This window comes from Halobaculum roseum (genome assembly GCF_019880245.1).
Lineage (GTDB): Archaea > Halobacteriota > Halobacteria > Halobacteriales > Haloferacaceae > Halobaculum > Halobaculum roseum.
Genome location: NZ_CP082286.1, coordinates 1,014,329 through 1,035,424 on the forward strand (window position 1 = coordinate 1,014,329; position 21,096 = coordinate 1,035,424).

The window sequence follows — 21,096 nt, forward strand, 5'->3', positions numbered from 1 at the left end:
CCCGCCCGCTCACTCTCGTTGCTCGGCAGTCCACTCCGCGTCCGAGAGCGTCCGCTGGACGGCCTCCTCGCCGACGGCGGACGCGAGCTCCTCGAACCCCTGGCGGACGGCGCGGTCGGAGGCGTTGGCGACGAGCCGCGAGACGATGAACTCCGGCGTCGACTTGCCGACGACGCCGAAGCGGGGCTGGTAGTCGACGAGCAGGCCCAGGTCGTTGGTCAGCCCCTCGGCGAAGATGCCGTCCACGCGGGCGGCCTCGGGCAGCGGCGACAGGTCGTCCGCGAGGTGTGTGACGTACACGCCGACGGCACCGCGGTCGACCGTCAGCTCCACGAGACCGTTGAGCAGGTCGGCCGCCCGGCCGGGCTCGGTGATCGCCTCGAACTCGTCGACGAGCATGAGCGTCCGCCCCTCGCCGACCAGCGGCGGGACGACCGACTTCAGCGTCGATTCGAGCACCCCGGCGTTGAACGAGGCGTGCCGGCGGTGGAACACGACGGTGTCGAAGCGACCGACCTGGGCGGCCTCGGCGGGGACGGGCAGCCCCATCGACGCGAGGACCACGACCTGACAGACCGTCTCAAGCAGCGTCGTCTTCCCGCCGGAGTTGGCCCCCGTGAGCACGGCGACGCGGTCGCCGGCGGGTATCCCGGCGGCGGATGCCCCGCCCGCGAGGTCGTGGTCGCCGACGCCGTAGGTGACCGGCTGCACCTCCCCCGAGAGGAAGAGGTTCCGGGCGTTCGCGACCGCGACGCCGTCGCCGGCGAGGTCCGGCCGGGAGAGGTCGTGTGCGACGGCGAAGCGCGCCAGCGAGAGGAGGAAGGCGATGTCGGAGACCGCATCGACGACCGCCTCCACGTCGGCGGCGCCGTCGGCCACGTCGGCCTCCAGCTCGGCGCGGACCTCGGCGGCGCGCTCGTCGGCCTCCGCCTCCAGCTCGTCGGCGAGCGTGCGGAGCGTCGATCCGACGAAGTCCGCCGAGTCGACCGCCTCGTCGGGACCCGCGGACTCGATCCGGCCGCGGGTCAGCCCCGTCTCCTCGGCGACGTACTCGACGACCGCCGAGCGGAACGCGTCGGGGTCGCGCGCGCCCCGTTCGCGGACCGTCTCGACCACGTCGAACGCCGAGTCGGCGAGGTCGCGGGCGGTCGCGGCGCGCTCGCGCAGGCGGTCGAGCCGGTCGTCGGCGCCGGCGGCGACGCCGTCGTCGGTGAGCGCCGCGAGGGCGTCCGCGGCTTCCCGGAGCGCGTCCTCGTCGATCCCGTCGAGGGCCGCGAAGGTTCCCCCGCGCAGCCCCGCCTCACGGAGCGCGAGCGCGCACTCGACGGCCGCGCGGTCGGTGCCGCCGGCCTCGTCGTAGTCGGCGAACGCGTCGAGGACCGCATCCCGATCGTCCTCGCTCAGGTCCGCCCACGCGTCCCGGGCTTCGAGGACGTCGTCGAGGCGCTCCTCGCGGCGGTCGTCGCTCGTGAGCGGCGTGAGCACGCGCACGCGGTCGGCGGCGTGCTCGGTGACCGCGTAGCCGGCGGCGATGTCGAGCAGGTCGTCGTACACCTCGCGGGCGTCGCGGGTCCCGAAGAGATCCATCGCCTCCTTCCCGTTCGCCCGCCGGAGCACCCGGGTCGCCCGCCCGCGGGTGACGCCCGCGTCGACGAGCGCGCGCACGTCCGCCGACTCGATGGCGTCGATCGCGGCCGACTCGCCGAGGGACTCGCGGAGCGTCTCGGCGGTCTTGGGCCCGACGCCCCAGTACTGTTCCAGTCGCATACGGGTCCGTGTGGACGGAGGGGTGTAGACGGTACCGGTCGCGACCGCCGGAACCGATCACTCCGGCGACGGACCCGACGGCGATCCCTCGACCGCCCGCGGCGACGCCTCGTCGGATGACGGGTTCCCGGACCCGCCGTCGTCGCCCTCGCCGCCTTCGGTCGTGTCATCGTCGCCGCCGCCGTCGCCGGCGGCCGTCGTCGCGAGCCCGGTCGCGAGCGCGGTGACCGCGGCCTCGTGATCGCCCCGGTCGGCCCGCATCGACATCGGCGTGACCCCGTGTGACTCGTAGGCGTCGAGGGCGTCGTCCGGAATGTCGTCGCGCGCGGAGAGGTAGCCGGCCGCCGTCCGCAGGAGCGTGTGGAGGTGAACCAGCTCGTTCTTCCGCATCCCCGGGGGCTACGCGCCGGGGGTGGGTAATCCTGGCGACGAACACGTTCGATCCCCCGAGGACGGCGTTAACCGGCGATGTCTCCCGGCGCCGTCGCTGGCGGCCGGGGCGGATCGAGGGTGGAGTCGGATCGCGGGTGGATCGTGAACGGTGTGTGGACGGAACGTTGCTGAAACGGCAGCAGACGACGAGAGAACGGCGCGCGGACGCGTGTGAGCCGGGAGGGGATCAGGCGCCGGAGCTCGACCCGTTGTCGGCGCGGTCTCGGTAGACGCGAAGCAGCTCCTCGAGGATCATCCCCGAGCGGTCGGTGGTCTCGTAGTTCTCGTCGATGAACTGCTCGGCCTCCGCGAAGTCGTTGCGCAGGCCGAGTTGGCGGACGGTGATGACCGCGTTGAGGAAGTCGCGGCCGCCGTCGGCACCCAGCAGCACGGGCTCCTCCTGGAGGTCCAACTCGTCTCGGATCTCGCCGTAGTTGAACGTCTCGGGCTCCCACTCGTCGCTGACGAGCGCGAGCACGTACTCCGCGGAGAAGCGATAGAACTCGGACTTGCTCTCGAAAACGCCGTCGTCGACGAGCGCGTCGATCTCGTCGACGACCTTGTCTGGGTACCGAACAGTGTCCTTGGCCATTCCGAGTTCCTCCTTCGTAAAGTGCTTATACCGAACCATATAGAGTCTTTTGGTCACCTGACAGACTCGATCCGGAGAACGGCACGGAGAGCCCCTCTCGAACACGAATCTTGGATTCGATACGCAGAGACGACATTCGTATCCCCGGATCGGAACCGCACCGTTCACTTCCCCGCTGCCCGAACGGCGGCGCGTGCAGCGTCCGTCCCTCGCCGCCGTCCGCGGGTTCGACCGCGCCGTCTACGTCGTCGCCTTCGGACAGCTCATCAACGTCTTCGGCGGCGGGCTCGTCTACCCGTTCGCGACGGTTCACTTCCACCTGCAGGTCGGGATCGCGCTGTCGGTCGTCGGCCTCGGACTCGGCGCAAAGAGCGTGACGACCGCCGCGGGGACGGCCGTCGGCGGGTTCCTCGCGGACGTGGTCGGTCGCAAGCCCGTGATGGTCGCGTCGATGGCGCTCTCGGCGGTCGCGCTCGCTGCGTTCGCGTTCGTGCCCGATATCGCCGGCGCCGTTCCGGGGGCGGTCCCCGCCGCGACGGGCGTCTCGGCGCTCGGCGTCGCGTTCGTCGGCGTCTGCGTCGCCTCCGGGTTCGTCCGCGGGCTCTACACGCCCGCGAGCCACGCGATGACCGCCGACCTCACCGACGCCGCCGAGCGCGACCGCGGGTACGCCCTCCTCAAGGTCGCGAACAACGTCGGCTTCGGCGCCGGCTTCGTCGTCGGGGGCGTCCTCTACTCGGTGGCGTCGGTCGCCGTCTTCGTCGCCGACGGCGCCACCTCGGCGGTCGTCGCGCTCGTCATCCTCCTGTTCGTCCCGCGCGTCGCCGGCGACGACGCCGAGAGCGACGCCCCCGGCGACGCGGACGAACGCGGGGGCGACGGCTCCGAGGGTGACGCCGTCGGCGACGACGACCGCACGCTCGCGGCGTGGTGGCGCGCGGCGACCCGGCCGCGGGTGCTCGCGCTGGCCGGCGTCAACGTCGGCTTCGCGGTCATGTACGCGCAGATGCAGACGACCGTCCCGATCGTCGCCAAGGAGGGATTGGGCCTGACGGCCGCCCAGCTCGGCACGCTGTACGTCGTCAATCCGCTCACCATCGTCCTCCTGCAGATCCCGCTCGTCGACGCCGTCGGCGGGTGGCGTCGCACGCGGGGGCTCGCCGTCTCGGCGTGCTTCTGGGCGGTGGCGATGCTCGCGGCCTGGGGTGCCGACCTCGCCCGCGTCCCGGAGGGAACGGGCCTCGCCGTCCCGGCGGTACTGGTCGGCGTCGCGCTCGTCGGCGGACACCTCCTCCTCCGGACGGTCGGGGAGATCCTCCACTCGCCGCTGGCGTCCGCGCTGATGTCGGATCTCGGGACCGCCGCCGAGCGCGGCACGCAGCTGTCGATGCTCGAGGTCGCCAAGCGGCTCGGCATCGGGCTGGGATCGTTCGCCGGCGGGCTGTTCTTCGATTACGGCCTCTCGGGGCTGCTGTGGCCGACGCTGGTCGCGGTGTGCGGGCTCGTCGCCGCGGCGCTGCTGTGGCTGGAGCGGTCCGTGACCCCGATCGAGAACGGCGCCGTCGGCGACGCGACGGAGGCGGTCGCCGAGCCCGCAGTCGACGACTGAGGCGGACACACCCGAAACCGCTATCCGCCGCCGTCGACGACGATCCGTCGACGCATCCGATGAACGACGCACGGATCGCCGAGGAGCGGATCGACCGCCTCGCCGACTTCGCCCGGGATCTGGCCCGCGCCGGCGACGACGGGCGCGCCCGCGAGGCCGTCAGGCTCGCGAGGCGGATCGCCGAGCGGCACCGCTGCGGGCTCCCCCGGCGGTTCGACCGGTTCACCTGCGACGCGTGCGATTCGTACCTCCTCCCCGGCCGCAACGCGCGCGTCAGGCTACAGGAGGGAAGTCACGTCGTGATCCGCTGTGACTGCGGCGCGACCGAACGCTACCCGTACCGGGGGTGACGGGCGCCGACCCGGGGACGCCGCGAGGGCCGGGCGCCGGCGCCGGATCCGGGCGGCAACGACGCGAACGGGAACCTTCAAACGGCTTCCACGGGTAGCGAGCCCATGACCGATCAGGACCTACGCAAGCAGGCTCACGACCTCGACGTGACCGTCTGGGTCGGGAAGAAGGGCGTCTCGGCGGTCGTCGACGAGCTCGACGACCAACTGAAAGATCGCGACCTCGTGAAGGTGAAGTTCCACCGCTCGGCGCAGGCGGGCACCGACGTGGACGAACTCGCCGCCGACCTGGCCGAGCGGGTGTCGGCCGACCTGATCGAGACGCGCGGTCACACCGCCGTGTTGCATCGATGACGTTCGCAAGCGCACCCGGCGTTCCGATCCCCGTCCTCCAGACCGGCGGCGAGACGGGCAACCCCGCGACGTTCGTCGCCGACCTGTTGGAGGGGGCCGGCGTCCCCGGGACGTTCGCGGATCCCGCGGGCGCGGCGATCACGTTCCTCGTCGTGCTGGCGGCGTTCGTGGTGGCCGGCCGGGTACTGATCGTCCCGCTGGTGAGCCGACTCCTCGACTCCCAGGGGCTCGAAACCCACGCGAAGCGGCCGCTGGAGAAACTGACCACCGTTATCGTGGTCTTCGTCGGCATCGCCATCGCGTTCGGGTTCGCCGGCTACGGCGACTTCCTGCAGTCGCTGGCGACGATCGCCGCCGCGGCGACGCTCGCCATCGGCTTCGCGATGCAGGACGTGATCAAGAACTTCGTCGCCGGGATCTTCATCTTCACCGACAAGCCGTTCCGCATCGGCGACTGGATCGAGTGGGACGGCCACTCCGGCGTGGTCGAGGACATCTCCTTCCGGGTGACCCGGGTGCGGACCTTCGACAACGAGCTGCTGACGGTCCCCAACTCGCAGCTCACCGACGACGTCATCAAGAACCCCGTCGCGAAGGACACCCTCCGCCTGCAGTTCCTCTTCGGTATCGGCTACGACGACGACATCGAGCACGCGACCGAGATCATCGTCGAGGAGGCCGAGCGCCACCCCGAGATCCTCGGCGACCCGGCGCCGTCGGTGCGCCTGACGGAGCTGGCCGACAGCTACGTCGGGCTCAAGAGCCGCATCTGGATCGAGAACCCCTCGCGGGCGGACTGGGTAAAGATCCGCGGCGAGTACGTGACGAACGTGAAACGGCGCTTCGACGAGGAGGGCATCGAGATCCCGTTCCCGCAGCGGGACCTCTCGGGCGGCGTGGAACTGAACACGCCCGCGGAAGGGAGCGCGGTGCCCGGCGACGACTGAGGCGAGCAGACGGAGTCGGCTCGGGCGTCGACGGAGCGGTCCCGTGCCGCTCCGCCCACGAACACAGCGTCGCCGAGCGTAGCGAGGCGACGGGTAACGGCGGAGCGGTCCCGTGCCGCTCCGCCCACGAACACAGCGTTGCCGAGCGTAGCGAGGCGACGGGTAACGGCGGCGTGAAGCGAATCGAGGGGAAGCGAAGGCCCGGTTCGGTCGTTCGATTCGCGCGTTATTCGTCGAGCACCTGCCGTGCGATCGTGTTGCGCAGGATCTCGCTGGTGCCCTCGTAGATCTCGTTGAGCTTCGCGTCGCGGTAGTAGCGCTCGACCGGGAAGTCCTTCGTGTAGCCGTAGCCGCCGTGGATCTGGATCGCCTCGTTGGCGACCTCGCGGCTGATCTCGCTGGCGTACAGCTTCGCCTGCGCGGCCTCCTTGATGAACGGCTCGCCCTTGATCTTCAGGTCGGCCGCCTTGTGCATCAGCAGCTCCGCGGCCTGCAGCTTCGTGTCCATGTCGGCGATCTTGTGCTGGATCGCCTGGAACTGCGAGATCGGGCCGCCGAACTGGTCGCGCTCGGTGGCGTACTCCGCGGCCTCCTCCAGCGCCGCGCGGGCGATACCGACGCCGCGTGCGGCGATGGTGATCCGGCCCCCGTTGAGCGTCTTGAGCGCCTGCACGAAGCCGTCGCCCTCCTCGCCCAGCAGGCGGTCCTCGGGGAGGTACATGTCGTCGAAGCGGAGTTCCGCGGTGGGACACCCCTTGTCGCCGAGCTTGTGCTCGGTTCCTTCGACGATGAACCCGTCGTCCTCCTCCGGCCGGACGACGAACGAGGAGATGCCCTTGTTGCCGGCGTCGGGGTCGGTCTTCGCGAACAACGTGACCGTGTCGGCGACTGAGCCGTTCGAGATCCACAGCTTCCCGCCGTTGACGACGTACCCGTCGCCGTCGCGGACGGCGGTGGTCTCCATCGCGGGCACGTCCGACCCGGCGCCGGCCTCCGAGAGCGCGAACGCGCCGATGTCCTCGCCCTCCGCCAGCGGGGTGAGGTACTCCTGCTTCTGGTCCTCGTCGCCGAAGGCGTACAGCATGTTGCCCGCCAGTGAGATGTGCGCCGCCACGACGGTGCCGAGGCCGCCGGAGCCGCGCGCGATCTCCGAGAGCCCGAGCGCGTAGCTGTGGTAATCGAGGCCGGCGCCGCCGTACTCCTCGGGGAACGGCATGCCCATCAGCCCCAACTCGGCCATCTGATCGACCAGATCGCGGGGGAACTCGTCCTCCTCGTCGATCTCGGCGGCGCGCGGTTTGATCTCCTCGTCGACGAACTCCGCGACCATGTCGCGGATCTGTCGTTGCTCGGTAGTCAGCGCGAAGTCCATGGTCGTTCCTGTGAGTTACGCGGCTTCAATCTTTGCAGTGTCGACGGCGGCGGTGTTCAGATAAGGATGAAGAGTGAGGCGGAACGATTTTTGAGTGATCAATGCTCGAAATCGCCCGCCTCGACGGAGGTAGCGATTGCTTCGAGTTAGATTTTGTGGAGCGAGAGGCGACACCCGAGCCGGCGATGAAGCTCGGTATCCGACTCCATTTGGCTGGACTATCACTTTCGGATACCGTTTCAATTCTCGATAGGTTGGGTGTCGACCGCTGTCGAACGACCGTTCACAACTGGGTTCAGAAGGCCGATCTACAGCCCCTCGATGGCGCCAATCCGGATCACGTCGCGGTTGACGAGACCGTGATCCAGCTCAACGACCAACGGTTCTGGCTGTACGCTGCCGTCGATCCCGACACGAATCGTTTGTTGCACGTGAAGCTCTCTCCGACGAGAAATCAAGCGATTACCGAGATGTTTCTTGCGGAACTCCGCGACAAACATCTCGTCGATGACGCGCTCTTTCTCGTCGATTCCGCACCGTGGCTGCAAGCGGCACTTCACCGACACGGCCTCGATTACAGATACGAAAAACATGGTAATCGGAATGCCGTTGAACGTGTCTTCAGAGAACTAAAACGACGAACTAACCAGTTCTCAAACTGTTTTAGCCACGCCGAAGCAGACACCGTCGAAAATTGGCTTCAAGCGTTCGCCTTCGCATGGAACCAGCTTATCTGAACACTACCGTCGACGGCGGCGCCGGGATCGGCGAGGTGAAGCGGCCGCATGAACCGACCGACCGCGTGACAGGATGGCGACACGCACCACACAGTACTTTTTAACCCTCCTACCATAAGCCAGTGCAACTGAATGCCCGACGCCGACCGCCCCGCCGCGACCCACCCCGACGCCGACCTCGCGTGGTGCCACGAGGCCGTCCAGGGTGTCTCGCGCACCTTCGCGCTGACTGTCGACACCCTCGACGAACCGATGTCGTCATACATCTGCCTCGGCTATCTCGTCTGCCGGATCGCCGACACCGTCGAGGACGCCGACCACATCACCCCCGACGAACAGGCCGCCCTCCTCCGGGAGTTCGACGCCGCCCTCGACCCCGACGACGACACGGACGCCGGCGAGTTCCGCGCGTCGGTCGACCCGCACCTCCCGCCCGCGGACGACCGCTCGGCCGACTGGGAGGTCGTCGCCGAGGTGGAGCGCGTGTTCGCCACCTTCGAGGACCTCCCGCCGGAGGTCCGCCGCGCGGTCGTCCCGCCCGCCCGGGAGATGGCGACCGGGATGGCCGACTTCGTCGAGCGCTACGCCGACGAGGGCGGCCTCCGCATCGAGACTCGCGGGGAACTGGAGGAGTACTGTTACTACGTCGCCGGCACCGTCGGCACCCTCATCACGAACCTCGTCACGACGCTGGGCACCGTCGACGACGACCGCACCGAGCGGCTGTACGAGGTCGCCGAGGAGTTCGGCCTCCTGCTCCAACTGGTCAACGTCGCGAAGGACGTGCACGACGACTACACCGAGGAGAACAACGTCTACCTCCCGGCGGAGTGGCTCGACGAGGAGGGCGTCCCGCAGGAGGAGGTCGTCGCGCCCGAGCACCGCGAGGGCACCGCCAGCGTCGTCTCCCGGACGGCGGGGTACGCGCGCGGCTTCCTCGACGGCGCGCAGACGTACCTCGAACACGTCCCGCTGGTCGAGGGCAACACCCTCGCGGCGTGGACCATCCCGTACCTGCTGGCGGTCGGGACGCTCCGGGAGCTGTCGAAGCACCCCGAGCGCGCGGTGACCGGGGAGGGCGTGAAGGTGAGCCGCGAGGAAGTGTTCGCGGTCGTGACGGCGGCCCACGAGCACGGCCGCGACGCACTGCCCCGGCTCCGGGAGTCGATCGCCACGCAGCCGTTCCACACGGCGCCGTCGGCGGCGGATTGAGAAGAATTTCATCGTCAGCGTCGGCGTGTCGGCGTCTCAACGCAGATCGCGGTTTTGTGAACACCGATCGTCCAACAGTACCAAGAGGGATCGGCGTGAGGCCGCGAGCATGCCCTGGGAGTGCGACAGGTGCAATACGGTCCACAACGCGAACCTCGGGCAGTGTCGAAGTTGTGGACACAGCGTCTTTTCCCCGATCTCTCACGAAGACGTAGCCGAGCGGAGCGAAGGGGTCCAGTCTCCCGAACCGATGGACGCGGGTTCGATCGGCACGACCGCCGGTACCGGTGACACCGACTTCTCCGGGTCGCGTTCGCCGGACGTCGCGCTGGACGGGGCGATGAAAACCGAAAGGCAGTCCGAGTCCGACGAGGTCGAGTCGAGTTCGGGGGGACTCCTCTCGTCGATTCGCTCCGCGATTCGTTCCCTGTTTTGACACACCTCTACTCTGGAAAACGCGGTCGGACGAGTAGACCCGCCTCACAGCCGGACCGTCCCCCATCGGGGTTCGCGAATGAACCCGAGTGACGGATTCGACCGCATAGTGCGGTGTTCGAGTGGTTCAGTCCCGGAGGTTCGTGACCGTCATCACGTCCTGCAGCGGGGCGGTCTGGAAGTCGGCGTCGGCGACGACGAGTTCGTCGCCGGTCGTCCGGGCGGTCGCGGCGACGAGGATGTCGGCGGTCGCGAGTCGGGACCCGTCGGAGACCAGTTCGTCCTGCAGTCGGGCAGCTTCGAGCGCGATGGACTCGTTGAGTTCGAGCGCCTGCACGCCTCCGAACTCCTCCCGCACCCCCATCACGTCGGTTTGCCCTCGTCCGAGTCGACCGTTGATCACCTCGTACACGCAGATCGTGGAGGTCCACCACGGCTCGCGGCCGTCGATGTAGTCGCGGACGGTCTCGTCCCCGCGGAGATACTGGATGATCGTTGAGGAGTCGAGAAATACCATTACTCGGGGCGCTCCCGCCCCTCGCGGAGCCGCTGCATGGCCTCGTCGGCCTCGTCGTCGGACCACGCACCGAACTCGATCGGCTGCTCGTCGCTGGTGATCCGGATCAGGAACTCGTCCCACGTCTCGTCCTCCCGCTTCAGATCGGAGAGACGATCCTTCGTCGCCGAGTCGATCGGGATGGACGTTCGGCTCATGTCTGTGAATTCATAGTGAATTCTGAGACAAATAGTTTCGCCGGCCGCGGAGCCCCACGGAGCTCCGCTCCCGATCCTGGGCCCAACGACTTTCTCCGTTCCACACCAACCACCGATATGGTCCGGACCGATTCCGACTCCGAGCTCGCCCGCGGCGACGCCGCACCCGACTTCGAACTTCCGGGCGTCGACGGCGAGACGCACGCCCTCGCGGACTTCGCCGACCACTCGGCCGTACTGGTCGTGTTCACCTGCAACCACTGTCCGTACGCGCAGGCGAAGTTCGACCTGCTGAACCGCGTCGCCGCCGAGTACGACGACTGCGCGGTCGTCGGGATCAATCCCAACGACGCCGACGACTACCCCGAGGACTCCGTCGAGAAGATGGTCGAGTACGTCGAGTCCGGAAAGGTGGCCTACGACGCGTACCTCCGGGACGAGACCGGCGCGGTGGCCGAGGCGTACGGCGCGGTCTGCACGCCCGACCCCTTCCTGCTTCGCAACGAGGGCGACGGCGCGTTCGCCCTCGCGTACCACGGCCGACTCGACGACGCGCTCAACCCCGACGAGGAGGCGACCGAGGTGTACGTCACCGACGCCATCGACGCCGTGCTCGCGGGCGAGGACGTGGACCTCGACCCGGGCCCGAGCCGCGGGTGTTCGATCAAGTGGCCCTGAGCGGGCGAGCGAGCACCGGCCGGGGGTTCGGACCGTAGCCCTTCAGGCCGCCTCGCCGCCTGCGTCGCCCGCGCTGCCCGACTCGCCCGCCTCCTCGGCCAACTCCTCGAACGTCTCGCGGGCGTTCTTCACGGCCGTCTCGTGTTTGGCGGGGTACGCCTCCACCTTCGCGCGGAAGGTGATCCCCGGCCCCAGTTCGGCGCTGCCTTTGAACGCGGCCTGCTTGTCGAGCCGGAGGAACAGCGAGTTGTTGTCGTCGACGCGCTCGTCCAGTTCGGCGAGCACGCGGTCCCACTCCGCCAGATCGGAGAGCTTCGAGAGCACGTGGCGTACGTCGTCGGCGCGCTCGACGCGCGCCGAGAGCACGACGATGCGGTCGCCGTGGTGGCCGGCGTTGACGACCCGGTCGATCTCGAACTCCTCGGGGAGGAACGTCCGCAGCGCGTCCTCGACGCGCTTCTCGTCCTCCGTGGCGTAGCAGAAGGCCCGCAGATCGACGTAGTGGAAGGGAACGGAGCTCATCGACGGGGATACGGGGGTCGGCGTGAAAAGGGTTCGACTCCGGACGCCACCGTTCGATCCCCCCATCTCGGGGGGTGTTCGGTTCCCGTCGCCGGCAGGAACCGGCCTCACGGGTCGGCACAGCCGCGGACTCACCCGTTGTACAGTTCGTCCGCGACGAGGTGGGTGCCGAAGCCGGCGACGAACACCATCGGGAACGAGACGAGCCACGCGAGAAAGCCCTGGCCCCCCGCGCCGTAGGTGAACAGCAGCAGGAGGTCGTTGACCGCCCAGCCCGCGAGCAGCTGCGGCGAGAGGACCAATCCCATGTACCCGACGTACGACAGCGGGAGCACGAGGATGATGACGGCCACGGCGCTGGCGAGTTCGAGCCGGAGCGACGAGAGCGCGACCCCGGCGACGAGCGTCAGCGCAGCGGGCACCCATCCCGGCGTCGGCAGCGCCGCCGGATAGCGCCCGCCGCCCTGGATCCAGACGAACGTGAGCGCGGCCCCGAGCGCCGACAGCGGGAGCGCGAGCGCGAGGACCTCCGGGCGCGATGCGCGATATCTGACCTCGCCCATCAGTTGTCCCCCACGGCCGCCCGAACGTTCAGCGCCGTCTCGAAGCCGGCGATCTCGACGGGTAGCGACCCGCGGACCTCGGCCCCGGCGACCGTCTCGCGCGTCGCCGGACGGTACTCCTCGGCCACGTCGAACGTCATCGTCATCGTCGCCGAGCCGTCGGCGGGCACCCGGGCGCCCGAGACGGCGATCCCGCGGGACAGGCCGACGCGCTCGTCGCCGGCGAACACCGCGACTCCGGACCGGCTGGACGACTCGCGGACGACTATCGGCGCCGGCGTCGGGTTATCGATCCGGAGCGAGACGACGAGGCGGTCGCCGTCGTCGACCACCGACGCCCCGGTCGCGGACACGGCGACGCGGTCGGTCCGGGCGGCCGCGATGTGGCTGGAGAGCACGGGGACGAGCATCGCTCCGGTCACGACGAGGACGGAAACGAGCGCGAGCGCCGCCGTTCGTCTGCGATCGGGAACCGTCACCATACGCGTCGCTGGCGGGGGAAATCACGTAAGCGCGTTGAAACGGAGGCGGGTCGCCCCCGAGAACGGTTACTCCTCGTCGTCGTCCGCGTCGCCGTCGGCGGCCTCCAGCGCGTCCGCGGGGACGCCCTGCTCTTGACCCTCCTCGAAGCTGATCGTGTAGGTGGCGTCGCCGAACATCGTCTCCATGACCTGCGTCACGGTGCCGGTCTCGCCGTCGAACTCGCTGTGCTCGTCGTGCAGCACGACGCTGTCGTCCTTCTCGAATTCGGTCATGTCCCGGGGTTCGGCACGGCCCTACAAAAGGTCGCTGAAAGGCTACGCGGCGGCGACGCGGACGAACGCGAGGGCGACACCGTAGGCGGCGAGAGCGGCGGCGACGGAGCCGAACACGAGGGCCGCGGTCGCGCCCGCGGCGGCGATACGGTCGAGTCCGGTTCCCACCCCGAGAACTCGGAGTGCGGCCGGATCCACGGTCGCGACGGTCGCCTCGATACCGACGGGGACCGCCTGCACGGCGAGCGCGAGAGCGACCGCGACGGCGACGACGAGCGGAAGTCGACGGTGCAGTTCGCGGACCACGTTGGGACGGACGGCGGCCACGGGGCGACGTGCGGCGCCGGCGCGGGGCGTGCCGCCGGGGCGGTCCGACCGGCCGCCGGTTCCGGCGCCGTCGCGACGAGCATTCGTGAGCGTTCGCACGCCGATCCCGTGCGAACGGTTCGCGGGGGAGTCGTACTCGGTTGGGTTCTCCGCGTTCGGGGGCGCTCCGGACATTCGGGGCGTTTGGCCCCCTCACCGGTGAAAAACGTTCGCGTCGCCGACGGCGGTCGCGTCCCGTGACGACCCCGGGGACTACTCGCCGGCGACGAGGACGACGGCGACCATCGCGAACCCGACGCCGAGGAGCTTCCGAGCGGTGACGGGCTCGTCGAGGAGGACGACGCCGACCGCCGAGGAGGCGACGAAGAACATCGCGAAAATGGGCGCGACGATCGACACCCGGCCGACCGCCAGCGCGCGGTAGTACGCGAGGATGCCGACCGCGAGACAGGCGCCCGCTCCGAGCACGTAGCGCATCCGCGGGTCCGCGAGGTGCTCGACGACGCCGTCGCCGGTGAAGCCGATGACGGCGAGCGTCGCGACCACGAGCACCGAGTTGGCGACGAACGCGGCGACCGTGCTCGGGATGGCGCCCTCGCCGGCGGTCGCCAGTCGCATCAGCGGCGCGACGAACGAGTACGCCGCCAGCGCCACCACCGACCAGGCGATGTAGTTCATACCCGTTCGTGGGGGCTGTGGGGTTTGAGCGATCCGAATCCGAACGGACGCCTCGGCGTCGACCCGTCCGTGTGTCTCGGCGTCGACCCGTCCGTGTGTCTCGGCGTCGACCCGGCCGTGTGGTGTGTTCGCTGATATCGCACCGGGCGAAACCGCTTTTGCCGGGCGAACGAGTCGGGGAGTATGGACGAGGCTACCCGATCCCTGATAGACGCGCTCGTCGCCGACGCCCGCGAGTCCACCGCCGACCTGGCCCGCCAGACCGGCCTGGACGAGGCGGCCGTCGAGGAGAAGATCGCCGAGCTGGAGGCGTCGGGGGCCCTGCGCGGTTACACCGCCGTCGTCGACTGGGAGGCCACCGACGAGGAGCGAGTCAGCGCCGTCATCGAGGTGAACGTCGAGCTCGACCGCGAGACCGACTACGACGACGTGGCCCGCCGCATCGCGGAGTCGCCGGCGGTCGACTCGCTGCGGCTGATGTCGGGCGATTACGACTTCGCGGTCAACGTCTCCGGCTCGTCGATGGGCGACGTGTCGCGGTTCGTCTCCGAGGAGGTGGCGCCGCTGCCGGCGGTGACGAAGACGGTCACCCACTACGTGATGGAGACGTTCAAGGAGCGGGGGATCCGCTTCACCGACCACGACGACGACGACCGGCTCTCCGTGACGCCATGAACGGGAACGACGACCGAGCCGAGACCGACGGCGGCACCGCGGAGGGCTCCGCGCGGACGGAGGGCGGACCCTCTCGCTTCGCGCCAGCCGACCGCGTCGAGTCGGTGCCGCCGTCGGGGATCCGCGAGTTCTTCGAGGTCGCGGAGAACCGCGACGACGTGATCTCGCTGGGCGTCGGCGAGCCCGACTTCACCGCGCCGTGGGCCGCGCGCTCGGCGGCGATCGACTCGCTGGAGCGCGGCCGCACCAGCTACACCGCCAACCGGGGGATGCTCGACCTCCGGGAGGCGATCGCCGGGCGCGTCACCCGCTACGGCCAGTCGTACGACCCCGACACGGAGATCCTCGTCACGACGGGCGCCTCCGAGGCTGTCGACCTGGCGTTCCGGGCGTTCGTGAACCCCGGCGACACGGTCGCGCTCCCGACGCCGACGTACGTCTCCTACGAGCCGGGCGTGCGCTTCGCGGGCGGGGAGCCGCTCCCGGTGCACACCCACCACGAGGACGACTGGGCGCTCACGCCCGAGGCGCTCCTAGAGGCGGGCGCCGACGAGGCCGACGTGCTCGTGCTGTGTTACCCGAACAACCCCACGGGCGCGACGATGGACGCCGACGAGATGGACGCCGTCGCCGACTTCTGTCGCGAGCACGACCTGCTCGTGATCGCCGACGAGATCTACGCCGCGCTGACCTACGAAGGGGACCACCAGTCGATCGCCACCCGACCGGGGATGCGCGAGCGCACGGTCGTCATCAACGGCTTCTCGAAGGCGTACGCGATGACCGGCCTCCGGCTGGGGTACGCGATGGGCCCCGAGACGGCCATCGACGCGATGACGAAGGTCCACCAGTACGCGATGCTGTCGGCGCCGACGACCGCCCAGCACGCCGCGCTGGCGGCCATCGAACGGTGCGACGACGAGGTCGAGCGGATGCGCCGCGAGTACGACCGACGCCGGCGCTACGTCGTCTCGCGGCTGCGCGAGCTCGGCATCGACGTGGCGGAGCCGGGCGGTGCCTTCTACGCGTTCCCCCGCGTCGCCGACGTCGCACCCGAGGGCGACGCCCGCGCGTTCGCGACCGAGCTGCTGGAGGCGGAGGGGGTCGCGGCCGTCCCCGGCACGGCCTTCGGCGCCGGCGGCGAGGGCCACATCCGCATCTCGTATGCGACCGGACTCGACGACCTCAAGGAGGCGATGGCGCGGCTGGAGCGGTTCCTCTCCTGACGACCCGTCTCGCGGCGACTTGCCTCCTGACGACTCGTCACCCGGCGCCCGTCCCTCGACGACCAGTTTCCCGACTACCTGCTCGTGACCGCGGCGCAGTCGCTGTCTCTCGGTGTCGCTGTTCTCTCGGTATCGGGAAACCGCGTCGTCGCGGCGGCTCGGACTCCCTCAGATGTCCTCGAACTCGTCGTCGTCGAACAGGTCGCCGTCCGCGTCGGCGTCGGCGCCGTCGAGGTCGCGGAAGGCCCGCTCGAACTCGTCGTCACCGAAGCCGGCGACGTCCTCGTCGAGCTCCTCGCGCAGGGTGGCCGCCCGCCGTTCGAGCGTCTCGTACTCCGCGGACTCCTCGAGCGCGGCGCGGCCCTTCTCTGCTTCGAGCACGGCCATCTTCGACGTGACGGAGAAGAACTCCTGGACCCGCGAGTCGTACGTCGACCGGGTGTACAGTCCCTCGACGGTCTCCAGCAGCGACTCCCGGGTGACCGGCTTGACGAGGTAGTCGTCGAACCCCATCTCGATGATGTCGAAGTCCGGCTCGACGGCGGTGACCATCGCGACGCGTGCGTCGATGCCGCGGTCGCGCGCCTCATCGAGCACCTCGTCGCCCGACAGGCCCGGCATCCGCCGGTCGAGGAGGATCACGTCGACGGCGTCGTCGAGCTCGTCGAGGGCCGCCTGCCCGCCGTATGCGGTCCGGACCTCGTAGTCGCCGCCGAGCCACGCCGCGTACAGGTCCGCGAGGTCGGGCTCGTCCTCGACCACGAGGACGACCGGCCGCTCCTCGGCCGATCCCGGCTCCGTCGTGTCCGTGTTCTCACTCATGCTGTCTCCTCTCTCCCGTCCGTCCGCCGGCGACCGACGAACCGTTACCAAGCGTCCCCGTTCCGCATGCCGGCCCGGCCACTCCCGATCGGGCGAGCGTTCGAGCGTACCGACGCCGTCCGGCCATCGATTGGTGTTGTCACCGCCGGGTACTTAACCGTATGCGATGCGGGAGGCCCCTGCCGAAAACGGGTGGGTCGGGTGACGATCTCGCGTCACGCCTGCTGTTGTGCCCCACTATCCGCGGTGGCCACCAACCACCGACGGGTCGTACGTCGGGCGCCATCGAAAGGCTACCGGCCGAGGAAGCCGATATGGCCGAACACAGCTACTGGAACGCATCCGGTCCCGAGCACGCGCTCGATCCGGCGAGCCCGTCACTCCGGACTGTAGTTCGGCGCCTCGTCGGTGATCGTCACGTCGTGGGGGTGGCCCTCGGTCTGGCCGGCCTGGGAGACGCGGACGAACTCCGCGCGCTCCTTGAAGCCGGGGAGCGTCTCGGCGCCGACGTAGCCCATGCCCGAGCGCATGCCGCCGACGAGCTGGTGCAGCTCCGAGGAGAGCGACCCCTTGTACGGCGTCGCCGCCTCGACCCCCTCGGGGACGAACTCCTCGTCCTCCTCGGCGTCCTTGAGGTAGCGGTCGCCGCCGCCCTCCGACATCGCGCCGACCGACCCCATGCCGCGGTACTGCTTGTACCGCTTGCCGTTCATCGTGATGACGCGGCCGGGCGCCTCGTCGGTGCCGGCGAAGTACGAGCCGAGCATGACGGCGTCGGCGCCGGCGGCGATCGCCTTGATCGCGTCGCCGGAGTAGCGGATCCCGCCGTCCGCGATGACGGGCACGTCGTGGCGCTGGGCCACGTCGGCCACCTGCGCGACGGCCGTGATCTGGGGCATCCCCGCGCCGCTCACGACGCGCGTGGTGCAGATCGAGCCGGGGCCGATGCCGACCTTCAGGCCGTCGGCGAAGTCGACGGCGGCCTCGGCGGCCTCGCGGGTGCCGATGTTGCCGACGACCACGTCGGCGTCGACCTCGCCCTTGATCGCGCGGGCGGAGTCGAGGACGTTCAGGTTGTGCGCGTGCGCGCAGTCGATGAACAGCACGTCCGCGCCGGCCTCGTCGGCGGCGACGGCGCGCTCCTCCTCGAAGGGGCCGACGGCGACGCCGACGAGCAGCGAGCCCGACTCGTCGCGGGCGGCGTCGGTGTGCTCGCGGCGCGCGAGGGTGCCCTGCATCGTCACCAGGCCGACGAGGCGGTCCTCGTCGTCGACGACGGGGACGCGCTCGATCTTGTGGTCGTACATGAGCTCCAGCGCCTCGCGGGCGTCGACGTCCTCGGGCGCGGTGATGACCTCGTCGGTCATCGCCTCGCGGACGGCGTCGGACTCGCCGACCTCCAGGTACGGCCGGATGTCGGTGCCCGAGATGATGCCGAGCACGGCGTCGTCGTCGTCGACGACGGGGGCGCCGGAGACGCCCTCGTGTTCCATCATCGCGTCGACCTCGCGGACGGTCTGGTCGGGGGAGGCGGTGACGACGTTCTCGCGTCGGATCACGAGTTCGTCGGCGCGCTTGACGCGCTCGACCTCCGCGGCCGTCTCCTCGACGGTCATGTTGCGGTGGAGCACGCCGAGCCCGCCCTCGCGAGCCATCGCGATAGCCATCTCCGACTCGGTGACGGTGTCCATCGCCGCCGAGAGGACGGGGGTAGTTAGCTCGACGTTGGTGGACACCCGCGTGGACACGTCGGCCTCGTCGGGCTCGACCCGGCTCTCCTTGGGACGCAAGAGAACGTCGTCGAACGTCAGCGCTTCCGGTACCTCCAGCTTGTGTGAGAACGGACTTCCGTCGGACCCGTCGTTCGCCATATCAACGGTGTTCGGGGACACCGCAAAAACGTTGCGAGAACCGGGTGGCTTGGACAGTAAGTAACACACGGACGTGTACAGATCCCGCCGGATTCTCCCCGTCGCGGCGGACGGACGTGCACTGAGATGCATATCCACGCGTGTCGATCCACGGGGACCGACCTCGGGCGCGAGGCGGACGGCGTCGCCAGGAGTCGTACGGCGTCGATGGGGCCCGCCAGCCGGTCGATGGGAGTCGCACTGGGGTCGAAGTTGTCCGCAAGAATTGCACGAGGGAGCATCCGATCCCGAGGGTGTAACGGGGATATCGGCTGGTTGCCGATGAACCGTAGCACTAGTATTTAAAGAACGGTGAGAGACCGTTCGCACCGTGTGGGCACGTCCCACGCAACGATTAAGTCTCACCTACGATACAGTGGGAGTATGGACTTCGAGTCCCGCTTTGGAACGGGTATCGTCGGCCGGGTGAGCGACAACGCTGCACTCCCGACATTTATCCCGTTCAAACGCGGGCTCGACTGGTGCACAGGGGAACGCCTCGCGCGTTGCTCCGCCCGAGCGTCCGTCAGCTCCGGTTCGTCACCAGACTCCCATCCGGTCGTGGGTTATGCCGGGTCGTATCGCTGAGCCGTGAGTACCTCAGCACACCCGATCGCGCTCCGTCTGGAGCGGCGCGTCGGCGGCGCCACCCGACTGCTCGCGACCGTCATGGCGCTGCCGCTTATCGACGGCATCTTCCCCGCGCTCGTCATCGCGGGCGCGCTCACCGTCCCGTTCGGCATCATCGAGACCGGGCTGCTCATCTTCGGCGGCTCGGCCACGATGGCGGTCGTGCTCGCCGAGATGGACGGAACCCCCCGCGAGAAGGCGGCCTCCATCCTCCTGCTGGGCGCCGTCATCGTCCCCGTGGCGATGGCGGAGGCGGCGCTGGCGGAGACGATCCAGAGCCTGCTGAACCCCGACGTGTTCCACCGCTTCGCCGGCCTGGTGATCCTCGCGATCGCCGCCAAGACCGCCAGCGCGGAGATCGGCGAATACCTCCCAAGCCCCGGCGCGATCATCGGGCTCGGGTTGCTCGCGTCGTTCCAGCCGGCCGGCGCGGAGCTGATGGTCTCGCTGAACCCCGACCTGCTCGCTCGCGCCGGCGCGGCCGCCGGCGTCGGCGTCGCGTTCGCGCTGTCGATCGCGCTGGCGGGCGACCACCTGCGCGGACGCGTCGACATCGACCGCTTCCGCTTCGGCTCGTCGGTCGCGCTGGGGATCCTCTCGCTGTCGGTGCTGGGGCTGCTCCCGACCGAGCAGCCCGTCGCGCTCGGCGTGCTCGTCGTCACCGGGCTGTTCGCGTACGACCCGAACTCCGACGACGAGGGCGTCGCCGACGAGAATGCCGACGGTCCCGACGCCGGCGCGGCGGCGGTCGACGCCGTCCCGGAGCCGACCCACGGGGGCGCGGTCACCACCGACGGCGGCGACGAGATCGACGCCGACGCGGCCGAGGACGCGGCCGACGAGGGGTCCGAGTCCGACGCCGGCGTCGCCTTCGGCAGTTCGCCGACGGCGCCGGCGGCGGGGATCGACCCCGTCGACTCCGCGGGCGACGCCGACGGGGCGGACGACGCCTCCGACGACGACTCCGACGACGAGCCCTCCCGCGAACCCTGGCTGTGAGCCGGCGCCGCGTCGGCTGACCGGACGGGATCAGTCGCGGGCCGTCCCGTTCGGACCGCGAGTTTTTACCCGATCGGCCGCAGACGCCGGAGCATGAGCAATCGCGTCGTCGAGGGACGGATGGTCACGCCGGAGAAGCTCGCCGAGCTGGTCGAGGGCGACTCCGTGATGGACGCCGAGCCGATCGAGGACGCCGACCGCGAGTGCCCCGAGTGCGGCGGCGACGTGATCTCGGTGGGCTACATGCCGAGCGTGATGGAGTTCGTGACGGCGTACAAGTGTCAGGAGTGCCCGTGGGGCGAGACCGACCGCGAATAGCGGATCCGATCGAAATCCCTTTACGGCGCTCCGGGATAGTGAGGAGTGCACGGGGTCGTGGCCAAGCCCGGTATGGCGACTGACTCCAGAGGCAACGCGCCCGGTGACGAACTCCAGACTGATATACCGAGCGTCCGACTGATCATCGGACGCGACGACGACCCTCTGGAGTACCGAGGTGCCGACCGGAGATATCAGTCGATCGGGGGTTCAAATCCCTCCGACCCCATTCCATACAAAACAATAGCGGAGGCTCTTGCCACTACGTACCTGAGGGAACCGTCGTCGCGGACCGGAGGTGGTGTGCGTCAGTCTCGGTTCCGACGCTCGCGAACCGACGGCCGAGCCGGTGCTGTGTGAGTTCTGTGGCTTCGAGATCGAGTACGTCGGTCAGGAGTGTCCCGCGCTCGACGACGGAAGGTGTCAGTCGTGAGCGCCGACGACGGCGTCACCGGGTGCGACGATCCTCGCG

Annotated in this window: 25 protein-coding genes and 1 tRNA gene; 12 read left to right on the plus strand and 14 right to left on the minus strand. The window is 69.5% G+C overall.

Going from position 1 to position 21,096, the window contains the following annotated elements:
- Positions 1-9 precede the first annotated feature (9 nt).
- The 3 genes from K6T36_RS05130 to K6T36_RS05140 all read right to left on the minus strand — a co-directional run bounded on the left by K6T36_RS05130 (position 10) and on the right by K6T36_RS05140 (position 2,791).
- Positions 10-1,767 carry a MutS-related protein gene (locus K6T36_RS05130; RefSeq protein ID WP_222922894.1) on the minus strand — a complete coding sequence of 586 codons (1,758 nt, stop codon included), beginning with the start codon at positions 1,765-1,767 and terminating at the stop codon, positions 10-12.
- Positions 1,768-1,824: 57 nt separating this feature from the next.
- Positions 1,825-2,157, minus strand: a complete 333-nt coding sequence (locus K6T36_RS05135) for a UPF0058 family protein (protein WP_222922895.1) — start codon at positions 2,155-2,157, stop codon at positions 1,825-1,827.
- A 229-nt stretch (positions 2,158-2,386) separates the two neighbouring features.
- The gene (locus K6T36_RS05140) at positions 2,387-2,791 is read right to left on the minus strand and encodes a ribbon-helix-helix domain-containing protein (protein WP_222608380.1); all 405 of its coding nucleotides are present in this window, start codon (positions 2,789-2,791) and stop codon (positions 2,387-2,389) included.
- A gap of 193 nt (positions 2,792-2,984) precedes the next feature.
- On the opposite strand from K6T36_RS05140, the gene K6T36_RS05145 reads away from it, so the two are divergent.
- From K6T36_RS05145 to K6T36_RS05160, 4 genes are all read left to right on the plus strand, one after another.
- Positions 2,985-4,400: an MFS transporter gene (locus K6T36_RS05145; protein ID WP_222922896.1), complete on the plus strand. Its 1,416-nt coding sequence runs from the start codon at positions 2,985-2,987 to the stop codon at positions 4,398-4,400.
- Between the two features lie 59 nt (positions 4,401-4,459).
- Complete coding sequence (locus K6T36_RS05150; RefSeq protein ID WP_222922897.1) at positions 4,460-4,750, plus strand: ribonuclease P protein component 4; 291 nt, start codon at positions 4,460-4,462, stop codon at positions 4,748-4,750.
- A 105-nt stretch (positions 4,751-4,855) separates the two neighbouring features.
- Entirely contained in the window at positions 4,856-5,104 is a 249-nt protein-coding gene (locus K6T36_RS05155; RefSeq protein WP_222922898.1) for a YhbY family RNA-binding protein, read from the plus strand.
- Positions 5,101-6,051 (plus strand): mechanosensitive ion channel family protein, encoded by a 951-nt coding sequence (locus tag K6T36_RS05160; RefSeq protein ID WP_222922899.1) that lies wholly within the window; start codon positions 5,101-5,103, stop codon positions 6,049-6,051. Before K6T36_RS05155 ends, K6T36_RS05160 begins: the two co-directional genes overlap by 4 nt.
- 226 nt (positions 6,052-6,277) lie before the next feature.
- Here the strand turns inward: K6T36_RS05160 and K6T36_RS05165 are convergent, their stop codons facing one another.
- The gene (locus K6T36_RS05165) at positions 6,278-7,423 is read right to left on the minus strand and encodes an acyl-CoA dehydrogenase (RefSeq protein ID WP_222922900.1); all 1,146 of its coding nucleotides are present in this window, start codon (positions 7,421-7,423) and stop codon (positions 6,278-6,280) included.
- 101 nt (positions 7,424-7,524) lie between these two features.
- On the opposite strand from K6T36_RS05165, the gene K6T36_RS05170 reads away from it, so the two are divergent.
- Both K6T36_RS05170 and K6T36_RS05175 read left to right on the plus strand, forming a co-directional pair.
- Positions 7,525-8,160 carry an IS6 family transposase gene (locus K6T36_RS05170; protein ID WP_222920972.1) on the plus strand — a complete coding sequence of 212 codons (636 nt, stop codon included), beginning with the start codon at positions 7,525-7,527 and terminating at the stop codon, positions 8,158-8,160.
- 132 nt (positions 8,161-8,292) lie between these two features.
- The gene (locus tag K6T36_RS05175; protein ID WP_222922901.1) at positions 8,293-9,372 is read left to right on the plus strand and encodes a phytoene/squalene synthase family protein; all 1,080 of its coding nucleotides are present in this window, start codon (positions 8,293-8,295) and stop codon (positions 9,370-9,372) included.
- A 562-nt stretch (positions 9,373-9,934) separates the two neighbouring features.
- Here K6T36_RS05175 and K6T36_RS05180 read toward each other — a convergent pair.
- Both K6T36_RS05180 and K6T36_RS05185 read right to left on the minus strand, forming a co-directional pair.
- Positions 9,935-10,324: a PIN domain-containing protein gene (locus K6T36_RS05180; RefSeq protein WP_222922902.1), complete on the minus strand. Its 390-nt coding sequence runs from the start codon at positions 10,322-10,324 to the stop codon at positions 9,935-9,937.
- Positions 10,324-10,521, minus strand: a complete 198-nt coding sequence (locus K6T36_RS05185) for an antitoxin VapB family protein (protein WP_222608387.1) — start codon at positions 10,519-10,521, stop codon at positions 10,324-10,326. The genes K6T36_RS05180 and K6T36_RS05185 overlap by 1 nt, the downstream gene beginning before the upstream one ends.
- Positions 10,522-10,638: 117 nt before the next feature.
- Between K6T36_RS05185 and K6T36_RS05190 the strand changes: the two genes are divergently transcribed.
- The gene (locus tag K6T36_RS05190; RefSeq protein WP_222922903.1) at positions 10,639-11,199 is read left to right on the plus strand and encodes a thioredoxin family protein; all 561 of its coding nucleotides are present in this window, start codon (positions 10,639-10,641) and stop codon (positions 11,197-11,199) included.
- Between the two features lie 42 nt (positions 11,200-11,241).
- Here K6T36_RS05190 and K6T36_RS05195 read toward each other — a convergent pair whose 3' ends face one another.
- From K6T36_RS05195 to K6T36_RS05220, 6 genes are all read right to left on the minus strand, one after another.
- A complete protein-coding gene (locus K6T36_RS05195; RefSeq protein ID WP_222922904.1) occupies positions 11,242-11,721 on the minus strand; it encodes an RNA-binding protein in 480 nt (159 codons plus the stop codon).
- A gap of 131 nt (positions 11,722-11,852) precedes the next feature.
- Positions 11,853-12,284 carry a hypothetical protein gene (locus K6T36_RS05200; protein ID WP_222922905.1) on the minus strand — a complete coding sequence of 144 codons (432 nt, stop codon included), beginning with the start codon at positions 12,282-12,284 and terminating at the stop codon, positions 11,853-11,855.
- Positions 12,284-12,766: an LEA type 2 family protein gene (locus tag K6T36_RS05205; protein ID WP_222922906.1), complete on the minus strand. Its 483-nt coding sequence runs from the start codon at positions 12,764-12,766 to the stop codon at positions 12,284-12,286. The genes K6T36_RS05200 and K6T36_RS05205 overlap by 1 nt, the downstream gene beginning before the upstream one ends.
- A 66-nt stretch (positions 12,767-12,832) precedes the next feature.
- Positions 12,833-13,039, minus strand: a complete 207-nt coding sequence (locus K6T36_RS05210) for a DUF1918 domain-containing protein (protein ID WP_222922907.1) — start codon at positions 13,037-13,039, stop codon at positions 12,833-12,835.
- 42 nt (positions 13,040-13,081) lie between these two features.
- Entirely contained in the window at positions 13,082-13,540 is a 459-nt protein-coding gene (locus K6T36_RS05215) for a hypothetical protein (protein WP_222922908.1), read from the minus strand.
- A gap of 78 nt (positions 13,541-13,618) precedes the next feature.
- Positions 13,619-14,044 carry an EamA family transporter gene (locus tag K6T36_RS05220; protein ID WP_222608394.1) on the minus strand — a complete coding sequence of 142 codons (426 nt, stop codon included), beginning with the start codon at positions 14,042-14,044 and terminating at the stop codon, positions 13,619-13,621.
- 183 nt (positions 14,045-14,227) lie between these two features.
- On the opposite strand from K6T36_RS05220, the gene K6T36_RS05225 reads away from it, so the two are divergent.
- Entirely contained in the window at positions 14,228-14,719 is a 492-nt protein-coding gene (locus K6T36_RS05225; protein ID WP_222922909.1) for an Lrp/AsnC family transcriptional regulator, read from the plus strand.
- Complete coding sequence (locus K6T36_RS05230) at positions 14,716-15,945, plus strand: pyridoxal phosphate-dependent aminotransferase (RefSeq protein ID WP_222922910.1); 1,230 nt, start codon at positions 14,716-14,718, stop codon at positions 15,943-15,945. Before K6T36_RS05225 ends, K6T36_RS05230 begins: the two co-directional genes overlap by 4 nt.
- 168 nt (positions 15,946-16,113) lie before the next feature.
- On the opposite strand, the gene K6T36_RS05235 is transcribed toward K6T36_RS05230, so the two are convergent.
- Both K6T36_RS05235 and guaB read right to left on the minus strand, forming a co-directional pair.
- Complete coding sequence (locus K6T36_RS05235; protein ID WP_222922911.1) at positions 16,114-16,767, minus strand: response regulator transcription factor; 654 nt, start codon at positions 16,765-16,767, stop codon at positions 16,114-16,116.
- Positions 16,768-17,144: 377 nt separating this feature from the next.
- Positions 17,145-18,638 carry an IMP dehydrogenase gene (gene guaB / locus K6T36_RS05240; protein WP_222922912.1) on the minus strand — a complete coding sequence of 498 codons (1,494 nt, stop codon included), beginning with the start codon at positions 18,636-18,638 and terminating at the stop codon, positions 17,145-17,147.
- Positions 18,639-19,268: 630 nt separating this feature from the next.
- On the opposite strand from guaB, the gene K6T36_RS05245 reads away from it, so the two are divergent.
- From K6T36_RS05245 to K6T36_RS05255, 3 genes are all read left to right on the plus strand, one after another.
- A complete protein-coding gene (locus K6T36_RS05245) occupies positions 19,269-20,306 on the plus strand; it encodes a DUF5794 domain-containing protein (protein WP_222922913.1) in 1,038 nt (345 codons plus the stop codon).
- Positions 20,307-20,399: 93 nt separating this feature from the next.
- A complete protein-coding gene (locus tag K6T36_RS05250; protein WP_222608401.1) occupies positions 20,400-20,624 on the plus strand; it encodes a DUF5795 family protein in 225 nt (74 codons plus the stop codon).
- 51 nt (positions 20,625-20,675) lie between these two features.
- Positions 20,676-20,853 (plus strand) — tRNA-Trp (locus K6T36_RS05255).
- Positions 20,854-21,096: the final 243 nt, after the last annotated feature.